Annotated in this window: 14 protein-coding genes; 7 read left to right on the top strand and 7 right to left on the bottom strand. The window is 46.4% G+C overall.

All coding sequences use genetic code 11. The features are described from left to right. Positions 1–6: 6 nt before the first annotated feature. On the bottom strand, positions 7–399 hold the full coding sequence (locus tag SHEWPOL2_RS07130) for a DUF4156 domain-containing protein (protein WP_037413868.1): 393 nt from the start codon (positions 397–399) through the stop codon (positions 7–9). A 245-nt stretch (positions 400–644) separates the two neighbouring features. Next, positions 645–929 (bottom strand): hypothetical protein, encoded by a 285-nt coding sequence (locus SHEWPOL2_RS23170; protein WP_239642746.1) that lies wholly within the window; start codon positions 927–929, stop codon positions 645–647. 390 nt (positions 930–1,319) lie between these two features. Here SHEWPOL2_RS23170 and SHEWPOL2_RS07120 point away from each other — a divergent pair, with 390 nt between their 5' ends. Next, positions 1,320–2,378, top strand: a complete 1,059-nt coding sequence (locus SHEWPOL2_RS07120; RefSeq protein ID WP_037427349.1) for a nitronate monooxygenase — start codon at positions 1,320–1,322, stop codon at positions 2,376–2,378. 279 nt (positions 2,379–2,657) lie between these two features. Then, on the top strand, positions 2,658–3,764 hold the full coding sequence (locus SHEWPOL2_RS07115; protein WP_037413874.1) for an AI-2E family transporter: 1,107 nt from the start codon (positions 2,658–2,660) through the stop codon (positions 3,762–3,764). Here SHEWPOL2_RS07115 and SHEWPOL2_RS07110 read toward each other — a convergent pair. From SHEWPOL2_RS07110 to SHEWPOL2_RS07090, 5 genes are all read right to left on the bottom strand, one after another. Then, a complete protein-coding gene (locus tag SHEWPOL2_RS07110; protein WP_037427347.1) occupies positions 3,761–4,051 on the bottom strand; it encodes a helix-hairpin-helix domain-containing protein in 291 nt (96 codons plus the stop codon). The genes SHEWPOL2_RS07115 and SHEWPOL2_RS07110 overlap by 4 nt on opposite strands. A gap of 58 nt (positions 4,052–4,109) precedes the next feature. Next, positions 4,110–4,688, bottom strand: coding sequence for a nucleoside triphosphate pyrophosphohydrolase family protein (locus SHEWPOL2_RS07105; protein WP_037413877.1), 579 nt, complete (start codon positions 4,686–4,688; stop codon positions 4,110–4,112). A 252-nt stretch (positions 4,689–4,940) separates the two neighbouring features. Further along, a complete protein-coding gene (locus tag SHEWPOL2_RS07100; RefSeq protein ID WP_037413878.1) occupies positions 4,941–5,525 on the bottom strand; it encodes a TlpA disulfide reductase family protein in 585 nt (194 codons plus the stop codon). 16 nt (positions 5,526–5,541) lie between these two features. Further along, positions 5,542–5,991 carry a cytochrome c-type biogenesis protein gene (locus SHEWPOL2_RS07095; protein ID WP_037427345.1) on the bottom strand — a complete coding sequence of 150 codons (450 nt, stop codon included), beginning with the start codon at positions 5,989–5,991 and terminating at the stop codon, positions 5,542–5,544. Between the two features lie 4 nt (positions 5,992–5,995). Continuing rightward, positions 5,996–8,053: a heme lyase CcmF/NrfE family subunit gene (locus tag SHEWPOL2_RS07090; protein WP_037427343.1), complete on the bottom strand. Its 2,058-nt coding sequence runs from the start codon at positions 8,051–8,053 to the stop codon at positions 5,996–5,998. Positions 8,054–8,557: 504 nt separating this feature from the next. Here SHEWPOL2_RS07090 and sirA point away from each other — a divergent pair. The 5 genes from sirA (at position 8,558) to SHEWPOL2_RS07065 (ending at position 13,608) form a co-directional block, all read left to right on the top strand. After that, a complete protein-coding gene (gene sirA, locus SHEWPOL2_RS07085) occupies positions 8,558–10,687 on the top strand; it encodes a dissimilatory sulfite reductase SirA (protein WP_037413884.1) in 2,130 nt (709 codons plus the stop codon). Positions 10,688–10,748: 61 nt separating this feature from the next. Continuing rightward, a complete protein-coding gene (locus SHEWPOL2_RS07080) occupies positions 10,749–11,189 on the top strand; it encodes a rhodanese-like domain-containing protein (RefSeq protein ID WP_037427342.1) in 441 nt (146 codons plus the stop codon). Between the two features lie 93 nt (positions 11,190–11,282). Next, positions 11,283–12,062 (top strand): FKBP-type peptidyl-prolyl cis-trans isomerase, encoded by a 780-nt coding sequence (locus SHEWPOL2_RS07075; RefSeq protein WP_037413888.1) that lies wholly within the window; start codon positions 11,283–11,285, stop codon positions 12,060–12,062. A gap of 77 nt (positions 12,063–12,139) precedes the next feature. Continuing rightward, entirely contained in the window at positions 12,140–12,814 is a 675-nt protein-coding gene (locus SHEWPOL2_RS07070) for a tetratricopeptide repeat protein (protein WP_037427341.1), read from the top strand. An 86-nt stretch (positions 12,815–12,900) separates the two neighbouring features. Then, complete coding sequence (locus SHEWPOL2_RS07065; protein ID WP_037427340.1) at positions 12,901–13,608, top strand: 4Fe-4S dicluster domain-containing protein; 708 nt, start codon at positions 12,901–12,903, stop codon at positions 13,606–13,608. Position 13,609 lies beyond the last annotated feature (1 nt).

Raw genomic sequence — 13,609 nt, 5'->3', positions numbered from 1 at the left:
CGCGACTCACTGACTCGAAGTGGTATCCTGCGTCGCATCAATCTGCGGATACTGACTGGCTGAACTTTGGATGTCAGAGCATTGGTAAGCATTACCCATCATAGTCACTGAGCCTAAAAACTTGAATGGCTGGTAGAGGTAGACGGTATCTGCACCTAAGGCTTGAGCTTTGATGCGCATCTCGTTGAGTGTACCCCACACCATATCCCTATCACTGTGCAGCCAATAATCATAGAAATGCCCCTGCGAACCAATCACTGTGCCTTTATAAGTACAGTTTTCAATAGCTACGGAGTTTTCCCATAATATTTTGACATGTGCCGATTCCTCAGTAGGAAAGGTAACACACGCTGTTACATTAAGGCCGAGTAATAACATTAATATTGTGCGAAAATTCATTTATTTATGACTCATATTCAGACTATTAATAAAAATCGGCTAGCTCAAAGAATATTATTAGCTGATTAATACTTATTGTTGATGACTTAAGTTATTTACGTCCTAATACTTTTATCCCAGCTTTACTACGATCTGAGTTTCCATATACTTCAATTTTTTTAACACAGCGGCGGGCGCCTAATGATTTCCATTCCGAGTGTTCATCTTTCTCGATATCGGTATCAAATTTGATGGTGCGGGTTTTATCATCCCCAGGTGCGGGTTTTATCATCCCCATAGGTGACGACAACACGATCGATACTCACATCTCTTTCTGCTTTGATTTTGATATATTTTGCCTGTCGGCAAATGATCAAAGGTATGGTGGCTGGATGATCGCCAATGCCGAGTAATATGGTGCGGCCAAGGGTGATTTCATCGTCATTATCATCTTTTTTTGCATAGGCAACGGATGTGGTAAACATCAAGAGTAAGCAGATAATTATTCGATTAATATTGAACGTCGAAAATAGACTAGATTTTATTAACATATGGCCTCCAAAAAATGGGGGCGAATCATAAAGTATTTAATGTAACCTAAATAGTTTTTTTATCGCTTAGTGCGGCTGATATCACGGGTTTTATTTGAATAAGGTCAATAAGCGTTTTGCATTATGATACAAATGTAATTTAAATTATGTCGATATTATTTTTACTTTTAATTAGACTTAAATATCCCTTAACGCATGACATTTTATGATCTAACCCAATTTACCGATTTTTCAATATTTGGCAAATACTACAAGTTGCGTGCAGTTTTCTGGTAGATTGTGATAAATGCCACTCAGTTTGGTGGTCATCGTTGTTTAAGCTGGCGGTCTCGGAGTGAGTAACTGCTGCGGAGTGAGTGACAGCAGGATTAAGTTCAAAGGAGGTGAAGTATGCCGTGTCGACTTACACGATTATTTGGGATTGAATTTCCGATTATTCAAGCGCCTATGGCTGGAGTGCAAGGCAGTACGCTTGCTATCGCCGTGTCTGAGGCGGGGGGTTTAGGTTCATTACCTTGCGCCATGTTATCCCTCGAGGCGCTTGAAGCTGAGTTAACCGAAATCCGCAGCAACACCACTAAACCTATCAATGTGAACTTCTTTTGCCATAGCGAGCCTCTGCCACAGGCGGCCAAGCAAGCGATTTGGCTCGAACAGTTAGCCCCCTATTTTGCGGAATTTAATCTCGACTCAAGTGTGCAGCCTGCTGGCGCCCAGCGTACACCCTACAGCAAGTCACAGGCCGAGGTGTTAGCCAAATTTAAGCCCGAGGTGGTGAGTTTTCACTTTGGTTTGCCCGATGAAGAATTGCTGCTGGAAATTAAAGCTTGGGGATCAAAAGTTATCTCTACGGCGACAACCGTCGAGGAAGCACTCTGGCTTGAGGCCCACGGTGCCGATGCGATTATTGCCCAAGGTTTAGAAGCAGGAGGCCATAGGGGACACTTTTTATCCGAGGATTTAACCGAGCAGCTCGGCACTTTTAGTCTATTACCGCAGGTGATTGCGGCGGTGGATATTCCTGTGATTGCCGCAGGTGGCATTGTCGATGTAGCCACAGTGCGCGCAGCCATGACGATGGGCGCTTCGGCCGTGCAAGTGGGGACGGCCTATTTGCTCTGCCCTGAGTGCAATACCAGTGCAATCCATCGTGAGGCGCTGCAAAGCGATGCCGCGCAGCATACAGCGCTGACTAATTTATTTTCTGGTCGACCTGCGCGCGGCATAGTAAACCGCTTTATGGCTGAAATGGGGCCGATGAATGAGGCTGTACCGGATTTCCCCTTGGCATCCTCAGCGGTTGCAGGCTTAAGGACGGCGGCGGAGCGACAAGGATGTGGCGATTTTAGTCCGCTGTGGTGCGGGCAAAATGCCAGTGGTTGCCAAAACATTCCCGCAGCCGAACTGACACGGCAATTGGCTTTAGGCTTTGGGTTTAATATCCAATAAATAGTTACAGGTGCAAAGCCTGCATCTACTGTTTACTTCCAAGGCTCAAGGCCGCGCCATAAGGATTTTCAGCCATTCGGCCTTCGAGACATTCGAATACCTTTGGGGATGCAAGCACCACTGATACACTACTCACGCTTTTGTTAAATGTCGTTGCCCATGGAAAGCACTGCGCAATAAACTGGCTAACAGAATGGGGAAGACCCAAAGGCTGGTTGTTGCTTGGCACTCTGCCGAGTTTTTCACCTTGTTGTTGGATTCTATTGTGGGAGTATGTGGATGGCACAGATTATCAGTAATGCTGCGGTGGGTCGTACCCTATTGATTTTATTGCTGTGTGCTGGTGTTTTCTTTTTTATCGATTTTTTAGTTCCCGCCTTGGCCGCCCTGATCGTCTGCTTCTCCAGTTGGCCGCTGTATCAAAAATTATTGGTTAAATGCGGTGGTCGCTCGGCGCTGTCTGCCACTATCGCGTTAGTTTTGATTATTGTCGGGCTAATTACACCGCTGATATTTGTTTTTTCCTATGCTTTACAAGAGATTAGGATATGGGCTGAATGGTTGGTGTATGCTAACCAGCATGGCGCGCCCGTTCCCCTTTGGATTAAGGATTTACCTTGGGTTGGTGCGTGGTTTACCCAGCAATGGCAACAGTTTATCGGTGAACCCCATGAACTGGGCAAGATAGTCAGTGCAATTAGCGGACAAAATTTGACAGGCATTTCCCGTTGGGTGCTGCAATTGGGCTGGAATACTTTAGGCTTGCTGCTGACCTTGTTGTTTATGCTGATCACCTTGTTTTTCTTATATAAAGATGGCGCGTCGGTGGCGAAGCAGATTGATATTGTCGGCGAGCGTATTCTACCCGCTCGCTGGTATCGCTTTTCCCGCGTGGTGCCCGCGACGGTAAGTTCAACCGTTATCGGTATGACGCTTATCGCCATCGGCGAGGGCATAGTGCTGGGGATTGCCTACTGGATTGCGGGTGTGCCTTCGGCTGTGGCCTTTGGGGTGTTGACCGCGTTTATGGCCTTAGTGCCAGGCGGCGCGCCAACCATGTTTACCCTGATCTCACTGTATTTAGTCGGCACTGGCGATATGACCGCTGGGGTCGGCTTATTCCTCTGGGGCAGTATCGAGCTGTTTATCGTCGATAAAACCCTGCGCCCTAATCTGGTTGGTGGGCCTATTAAGCTGCCTTTCTTACCGACTTTTTTCGGCTTGATTGGTGGAGTGAAAACCATGGGCTTTGTGGGTCTATTTGTCGGCCCCGTGTTGATGGCGCTGTTAGTCGCTATCTGGCGCGAATGGTTAAGGGATGACCCTGATAGTTCGGTTGTAACTGCATCCCTTGAATCACCGCAGGAACACGGTCATTCAAATTAAGGATGAGTGAGTGCTTGTTTGCGCTCCTCGGTATAAAACCACCAAGGTTGAGGATCGTCGCCCGCCATAAAGCGGGTAATCGAAATAAACACATCGAGCATACAGGGATCGTGGATTTGCCCCGTTTTGTCACACAGGGTTTGATACATTTCATAGGGATTTCTCCCAAGCAATTGCGCCGGAGTCTCTATGCCGAGCAGACGTAGATCCGCCGCGCTCGCTTTACCAATATTCGGTAAATCCGTTAATTGTTTGACCTTGGCACGCACCACTTTTGCTGGATTCATGTAGTTTTCCTAGTGATAAAAGCATTGGCCGCCAGTGCAAGAGAAGATTCACTACACGTTAGGCTTTTACTAACTGAGTTAAATCCGCTGGGCGATAGTACACCGACTTTAATACCTTGCCTTGGCGCACGACTTTACCGGCCATTTCTACATCTTTAGCACATTTGGCTATGATAAATTCGCCCTTTTTACTGCCGACGATGTCAACGCCTTGCTCGGCATAAAAAGCAATGGTTTCGGCTAGCTCTTGCTCGTTGCGGCACACTTTGCTCATATTGCTCGAATGGACTTCGTCCCAGCAGGCGATAAAGTCAATTTCACGGTTTTTGGCGACACACAGCAGCAAGTCGATAAGGTAGCTGATTTCTAATTTGTCATGCATGTGCTCGGCGCCTAAGTGCACTAAACGCCCCATCAACACATACACTGAATCGACAATCGCATCGGCTTGTTCGATACGGCTATCGGCTTCGGCAAGTTCAGTTAACTCTTCAATAATCAGCGAAGTATGTAAGGTGTCAGCCTTATCATCCAATGAGCTGGCATCGTTGACGGCGAGGTCGAAGGTACTGCGAAACTCACTGATATCACGATACAAGTGGTCATAAATAGGTTGTGTTAAACAGCTGAGTTTCATCGGAGTGCCTTAGATTTTATCAATAGGTTTTACAAATAGATTGGTGAAATCGATTTATGGATAACTGCGGCAATTCTAAAGAAAGGTGGCGCAGAATACAAAGTGTGCTGGCCTTGAAGTAAAAAATACCCGCTGCCAAATCGGGGAGCAGCGGGTTTCGGCAAAGATTAGGGTGGACACCGAATGGAGATTTGATTAACAGGCACGGACTAAGTCACTAAAGACCTCGTCATTGACCGCTGGGTTAACGGCTTATTGCGCGTATTTGGCGATCAGCTTATCCAAATAAGGGGCAACCTCTTTGTCAGACCAATCTAAATAGCCACGAACAAATCCAACAAGATTACCTTTTGCATCAAATAAATAAGTCGCAGGAACCACATTGGCAGGAATGATCTGCTCGATATTTTTGTTGGGGTCGAGCCAAGTGCTGTATTGATTAAAACCATGCTGATTAAGAAACGGGCGTACTTCTTTTATCTCTTCATCAATTGAAATTGGCACAATAGCGATTTTTTTATCGGCAAATTGCTGTTGTAATTTTTGCAGCTCGGGGATTTCCCTTAAACAAGGGACGCACCAAGTTGCCCAGAGGTTTACTAGCGTAAGCTTACCTTGATGTTGCTTGAGGCTTTGTGCTTGCCCTGCTTCATCCATAAAAGGCACTTCGGGTATCCCGCGGGCATGTTGCATCTCAATAAAGCCCGTCATGACTCGTGGTTTTGGAATTGCTTCGCCAGTGTCATAGAGTTTGTTTTGCAGAGAATGGGCCTGCACGACGCAGCTCAGCAGCAATGAAGTGCAAAGGAGGGTGAGCTTGGCTGTGGATGATTTCATGGGGTTATCCTTATATTCAAACTGAGCGAGTCGCGTTGTTAGCGTAAGGTGACTTGCGTTTTATCAGGGTAAGACCTAAGCCTAACCCTATGATTAATAACGCCAGTGGGCCTAGCCAAAGCGCCAGTGTTGAGGGTTTTAATTCCGGCTGATAACGGATTTTTTCACCGTAGCGCTGCACCATAAAATCGAGGATCTCATCCCGTTTATAGCCTTGTTCAAGCAGCGAAAAAATTTGCCCTTTGAGCTCATGGGCGATAGGTGCCTGCGACTCGAATAAGGTTTGGTTGGTCGCCATCGGGCAGCGCAGTACTTTGCTGATCGCTATTGCCTGTTGCTGATAGGATGTGCCCATATCCGAGCTTTCCTGTGCTGTAGCGAGAAAGGTTGTCCCGCCAAAACAGAGGATGAGTGACAACAACCAAAACAATAAACTCAAATAGGGGGAGCGAAATAATGGATTCATGGGGTTACAGTCTCCCTAGCTGAGGGGTACCTGCTGCCCTCAGTGCTTCTGTGTGTTCAACATGGCGAACTTGTCTGACGGGCCACGCTGCGATTGCTCCTGCGAGCATCATCAACATGGCGCCTAGCCAAATCCAAGTCGCTAATGGTTTATAGCTAATGCGGATCAGGTACTCAGTGTCGCTCAGTTGCAGTCCCATTGAGACGTAAATATCGCGCCAAAAACCGTGGTCGATGCCCGCGTGGGACATCTCCATACCATTGCTTTTAAAGGTTTGTCTTTGTGGTTGGATATAGCCCAGTACTCGATCGTCCTGCTTGGCATCGCGTACACTGATATTGGCCTGAATAGCAGTAAAACTTTGGCTCTCAACTTGCTCGGTACTCTCATACACCAGCACATAATCCGCTAACGGTTTACCTTGGCCTGGCCCCATTCGTAGCAGGGCTTCCTGCTCGAAAAAAGACACCGATGTTGCGCCGATAATCGTCACTACAACCCCGAAGTGTCCGAGCATCATGGCGACCCTTGCGCGCTTTGATGCTGACGGCTGGATTGGTCGTGCTGTGGGTAAGCGTTCTGGAGCGCTGCGTGGTAGCTTGAGTATCATCTTTAGACTCAAACCAAGGCATAACAATAAAAATAACGCGCTGGCACTGCCAAGAACGAGGAATAATGCGCCATCGCCTTTAGTTTGATAACCCAGCACTGTTGCAATAATGGCAATGGCTACAGTGGGGACGGCCAATACCTTGAGTGGTTTGTGGGTGGATTGCCCCCAATTGAGTAGCGGGGCGAGGCCCATTAAGACGACAGCGATAAAGGTCAATGGGACAAAAATCGCATTAAAATAAGGTGCGCCCACCGATAAAGTACCTAGGTTTAACAGCTCATATATCAGGGGATAAAAGGTGCCAAGTAGTACGGAAAAAGCCGCGACTACCAGCACGATCACCCCAAGCAGTAATAAGGTCTCTTTGCTTAATAGCGCATGGGTGACTTCTCGTCTCAGTGCGGGGGCTTTTATCGCAAAAATAAATAGGGCAGCACCAACAAAAAGCACTAATAAACATAGGATTGACATACCTCTGGTTGGGTCAGCAGCAAAGGCATGTACCGATTGCACGATACCGGAACGCACCAAAAAGCTGCCTAACAAACTAAGGGAGAATGCTAATAAACATAAAAACAGTGTAGTAAGAGTAAAGCCCTGTGTTTTTCGGGTGAGCACTAAAGAATGCACCAGCGCTGTCGCAACCAGCCAAGGAATAAATGATGCGTTTTCAACGGGATCCCAAAACCACCAACCGCCCCAGCCCAGTTCGTTATAAGCCCACCAAGAACCAAAGGCATTGCCCCCTGTGAGGAAAATCCACGCCAATAGCACCCAAGGGCGCATGTATTCGAGGTGGCGAGTCGGTAACTTTCCTCCCAGTAACGATGCCAGTGCTGCGGCAAAGCAAACCGTTAGCCCGACATATCCCAAAAACAGCATAGGTGGATGCAGTATTAAGCCTATGTCCTGCAATATGGGGTTAAGGTCGCGCCCTTCGACTGGAATATTTGGTAGCAAGCGGGCAAAGGGATTGGAGGTAAAGAGTAAAAACAAATTAAAGCCGAGGATCACTAAGCCCAAAATTGCGAGGACTCGACCAAAGTAAGCCTTATCAGCCTGTAAACTGGCACTATCGAGATTAACCTTATTCGTTGCTTGGCGCCAATTGATCACTGCGCCCCACAGGGCAATGGCGAATACCCAAAATAACATTGAGCCTTCATGGCTGCCCCACACGGCCGCAATTTTATAGCCCACAGCGAGTTGACTATTAGAATGGTTGGCAACATAGGCGACTGAAAAATCATCGCTAATAAAGCTAAATATTAAGCTACACAGTGCGGCAAATAAGGTAATAAATAGTGCGTAAAATAATTTATTGCCAAAGTGGATTAGGTAAACGTTATTCCGATAGCTACCAATTAAATGATTCGTTGCCGACAATAATGCAAAAACAGTACTCATGATTAGCAATATGTGCCCTATTTCTGGAATCATATTTATCATTGATATTTCCTGCATGGCATTAGTTATCGATTTACATTAATACTGAAATTAATGAGAGGTTACTTTTTAGCGGTTAATCGGTACAGACTTATTTGTTTTTATCTAGGTAAGTTAGATGTGAAGTCTTTACCCATTCCACGATTGGCTTGCAGGGTAACTGAGTTTTAACGGAAGGAATGTGATCTGTCTCGGTATTAAAATCGTCATTTGTGGCTTTGGTTCTTTTTGAAAAATCAAAGCTGTTTTTAGGTTTTTTTAGATGTAAAAAAACAGATTTAAAATCTAAAAAATCACTAATAAAATTTTATCAAATTTATGATTTATATGTATTTTTTGATTTTTTAGCTCTATTGATTTCTGAATCAAAATTTAATGTGCTCTAGCGCAGATTTTTTTGCTTCTTCTCTCATTCATTATGCCGTCACTGGTCAATTGTTTATGTCGTTCAGTGAACAGTTAGGTTCAGTGGAAAATATAAAACTAATGATAAATTAGGAGTGAATGATGAAGCGATGGAAAACCAAAACAGCCTTAGGCGTGCTGTTTTGTTTAGGTTCTGCCGTAAGCGCTACCACAATCGCATCCGATGCTAAATCGGATGGTAAAGTGGTCCCTGGTGTGGGTAATAAACAACAAACTCACTATACTCAAGATATCTTGGCTAACCCCAATTTAAATGAAAATTTAATGGAGAAATCCCGTGGTGTTAAAACACTGCAGGATTATATTGTTCAAGAGCAAGAATTGTTTGATTTTCTATTTGAAAATCACCCAGTTTTTAAATATGACGCAGAAGGTCGTTTAAAAGGCACTTATAAAGTCAGTGACCGTGGTGAAGAATATTTACACGGTGGTGACAGTGTTGCTTACAGTAAACACAGTAAAGAAGTGAACTCAACCGATGGCACCGCTGTACGTTATAGCTCTTATAATGATGGTCAGCGTCCAAAAGCACTGCAATACCGTTTAGGGGCAAAATCGATTTTAGATTTCCCTAACAAGTTTGTGGGCCCAGAAAAATGCGGTGAGTGTCATGGCCCGCAATACGAAAAATGGAGACGTTCACGTCACTCTAAGACGATTCGCTTCCCTGGCGAACATCCAGAAGTCGATAACGACCTGAAAAAAACCATGTATACCACCAAAGATACCACGATTCTGCCATCGGGTATTACGCCAGACGCTATCTACGCGACTGTGGGTACGCCACGTACTAAATATGGTTTTATCGACGCCTACCTAGTGCGCGGTACTTACCATGTGAAAGACGGTCTGTTGAAAGATGGCACTGGTACTATGGTCGCTGGTGGTAACCAATTCTCCCGCGGTTGGGCTGAGTGGTTAACTCCTGAAATGGCTGCAAAAATTAACAAAGCTATTCCAAGTTTCCCCGTCAAAATGGAAGATTTTGGTACCAGCGGTTCACACCAATGGGGCATGAGCTCATACGGTGCTAAGTATGAGAAGGAATTCCTATTCCAACCTGCTAGCTCCTATTGCGAAATGTGCCATAGCTTCAAGTTTGACTTCCAAACGAAAGATGAATTCTTCGCTGCTTTAGGTAACCCGAAAGAGCTGCAAAAACACACGATTTCTAAAGGGATTACCTGTGAAGAGTGTCATGGCGCAGGCGGCCACTTAGACGGCGGTATTGGTGGCGGTATGCCATCTAACTGTGAACGTTGTCACCAACGCTTCAACTTTGTTGAAGAGCTAGCTGAAACGCCACAGGGTAAAGAGAAGCTGGAATATGCCTTCAACGTGAAGATGAAATCTTCTTGCCCATCTTGCGGTACTGAAGGTTCACAAATGTTTGCCTCTGCTCACTATGACAAAGGTATGCGTTGTTCAACCTGTCACGATCCTCACGAAGTGACAGATGGTGATTGGAAGTCAGGCATTACTAAACCAAAAATCATCAAAGAGTGTACTGAGTGTCATACGGCTCAAGCCGAGATTGCTAAGAACACTAACACCCACAGCAACCAAACTTGTCAAAGCTGTCACATGCCAAACATGGGAAGCTGTGAAAACTTCACTGCGATCCAATTCCCAGATATGGCGGGCTTCGACAACGTGCGTAAGTCACACATGTGGAAGATTGATGTCGATCCACTGCGTAAGACCCTTAACCCACCAGAAGGTAAGTCTCGCGATGCGACGACCAAAGGTTGGACTGTGGCGAAAGATGAAAACGGCTACAACTACCTCGACTTGATGTGGACCTGTGCCCGTACTTCGGCTTCAGACCACGATGTAGTGGAAAACAAAGGTTGTCACAGCCAGTTCCAATCTGAACTTGAAGTGGGTCTGCACTTTGAAGACCAGATGGAAATCTACGGTGAAGTTCAAAAGTGGCAAAAACCAGTTAAAGAAACTTTTGCCCAAGTAGAACAAGCCCTTGCCCGTATCGACAAGCTGTTAGAAGTCACCAAGCTGTCGGTAGAAGACAAGACTCAAGTGCTGATGTTGACCGACAAAGCCCAAGATGTTGTTCGCCTGATCAAGGCTGACGGCTCATGGGGTGCGCACGGCCCAACTTACTCACTGAAACGTCTCGATGCAGCCTTAACCTATGTCACTCAAGCCCAAGCCATTATCGATGGTAAAGGTCTGAGCGCACAGAAAATCTAGTTCGACTCGAGTCTAACTTGTCCCCGGCACATCCGTGCCGGGGAATATACGAGGCCAAATAATGAATAACGTGATCCGACAAAGCCTGATAGGCGGCTTAATGGCACTGAGCTTGGGTGGCATCAGCCTTCCAGCCATTGCAGGGGGCGGTTCTGATATTTCTGAAGCACCCTATAACGAAATTCAGTTGAATCCTATTTCCATGCGGGAAGCAGAGACCTTAGTCGGTAAGCAAGGGGTTTATTTTTTCGACGTAAACACGCTGGAAATCTGGGCGGAAGGTTTTATCCCCGGGGCGGTTTTTTTCAATGTTCAAAATTGGAGAGAGTTACTTCCAAAGAATAAAGATGCGGTGATGGTGTTTTATTGCGCTAACCGCCTTTGTACCGCCAGCAACATGGCTGCACGGGAAACCATGAAGCTAGGTTACACCGGTGTACGCCATATGGCCGATGGCATTTTCGGTTGGCGCATGTCTGGAAGAACAACAGAAAAACCCTAGTAATCAAATAAATATATTAATCGGTTATGGGCAATGTCCATACGTTTTCGGCTAACGCACCAAGCCCCAGGGCTAAATTGTAGAGAACATAAAATGAAAACATCTATGCCAACGTCTTTTATCCCAAAAACCATCACAGTGGCGACCTGCGCTGCACTGTTTGTGTCTATGGCGAGCTTTGCCGCCCCAAGCCTTAAAACCGATGCAGATAAAGCGTCTTACAGTATCGGTGCCTCTGTCGGTAACTACATTTCTGGCCAGGTTTATAACCAAGTGGAACTGGGCGCAGAAGTGAATGTGGACTTAGTGGTTCAAGGTTTTGTGGACGCGCTGAAAAAACAACAGCAATTAACCGATGAAGAAGTGGTGACGTATCTCAATCAACGCGCCGAAGAATTAAATCAAGTGAGAAAAGCCAACGCTGAAAAATTAGCTGCTGAAAATACCAAGGCGGGTGAAGCCTTTCTTGCTGAAAACAAAAAGAAAGCTGGCGTGATTGTGACTGAATCTGGCCTGCAATATGAAGTGTTAACCCAAGGTACCGGTAACAAACCTAATCCTGAGGACGTGGTCACCGTTGAATACGTTGGCAAGCTTATCGATGGTACTGAATTTGAAAACACCGTTGGCCGCAAAGACCCTACGCGTTTTGCCTTAATGACGGTAATCCCTGGTTGGGAAGAAGGCTTAAAACTGATGCCTATGGGCTCTAAATACCGCTTTGTTATCCCAGCAAACTTAGCCTATGGCAATGAATTTGTGGGTGAAATTCCACCGCAATCTACCTTGATCTTTGAAATCGAACTGAAAAATATCGAAAAGCCAAGTGAGAAAAAAGAAGCCCGCATGATGGGCATGATGCCTGCTCACTAAGAGCAAACATCGGGGACTGAGCGTTCGGTTTTGTTCGCTCAGTCATAAGCTTGGAGCGGCAAGCAAAGAGGTTAGGTATGGCAAGTTTAGGGTTCACCATCGCACTCCTATTAAGCGGATTTGTTGCTTGGATATTTTGGCAACACGCACGCTTAAATCAACAGCAAACCGTTGCGGGGCTGCCTTTAGTCTCCTCTGGGTTGCCAGTGCTGTGCAGTGGTGTATTGCTTGCTATGACGCTCGCTATCTACAGCCAAACGGGGCGTTACCAGGATTGGGATAAGGGCATAGTCAATGAACATATTGACTACTTAGTGGCAGCCGATATCACCAAAGCCGTTCGCCTGGTGGACGATCAACCACAAAACCCGCTGGCATTGATGTCACTTGCCCAGGCCTATAGCGCGGGTGGTTTATATAGCGATGCGGTGCAGACCTTGGACAAGTTGCTTGCGTTGGTGGGAGAGGATGCCGAGGTGCTCGGTGCTAAAGCGAATGCACTCTATTACCGCGATGGTCGCCAAATGACGCCGCAAACCCAAGCGCTGATTGCACAGATCTTGGCATTTGCGCCCTTTGAGCCGCAGACCCGCATGTTACAGGCCACCGATGCGTATCTTCATGGGCGTTACCAAGAGGCGATAGACCATTGGCAGGCACTACTGTCACAGCCAACGGCAGAGATTAATCGTGAGGCCATTTTAAACGCCATTGGCAAGGCCCAAAGCAAATTGAATGAAAGTGGATATTAATCAAGTCGCTAGCCATTTTCAGGCATGTAGGAACGATAACGATATAAATAAAAACGTCGGTATAAAACCGATAGATGGAGGATGTTGTGAGTGAAAATATAGAGAGACGGAGGTTCCTTAAAAGCGCTGGCATGTGCTCTTTGATGTTAACACCTTTAGCGGGTTGTTCGGTCAAAGAAGATGCTGACAGCGCCCATAAGTCCCATTACGTCATGGTGTTTGACCAAAATAAATGTGTCGGTTGTGGTGATTGTAAAACCGCCTGTAACCAAGCAAACAACTTACCCGCGGGTGTTTCTCGGGTGATCCTTGAGCAGCAAAGTGGTCGTGTTGAAGGCCAAGCCTGCCCTCATTGCGGCAAGATGAGTTGCGACTGTGAGCGTAAGTTTGTGCGGGTTTCCTGCCAGCAGTGTAAAAACGCCCCCTGTGTCACTGTTTGTCCAACGGGCGCGGCGCACCGCGACGCGAAAACGGGCATCGTGACTATGGATGCGAGCAAATGTGCGGGTTGTAAGTACTGTATTGGTGCTTGCCCTTACAACGCTCGTTACATCAACAAAGAGACGGATGTGGCGGATAACTGTGACTTCTGTTTGCATAGCAAGCTGTCTAAGGGCGAGCTACCCGCCTGCGTGCAGAGCTGTAAGTACGACGCGCTGATCTTTGGTGATGCCAATGATCCTCAGTCCTATGTGAGTAAGTTATTGGCGGTAAAAGACTCAGTGCGGATTAAGCCGCAGTTTGGTACTGAGCCGAGCTTACGTTACATACCAATCGTCAAACTGGGAGTGTAAA

Origin of the sequence: Shewanella sp. POL2 (assembly GCF_000282755.1) — a bacterium.
In the GTDB taxonomy this organism is placed as follows: domain Bacteria; phylum Pseudomonadota; class Gammaproteobacteria; order Enterobacterales; family Shewanellaceae; genus Shewanella; species Shewanella xiamenensis.
This window is presented reverse-complemented; position numbering and strand designations above follow the sequence as displayed.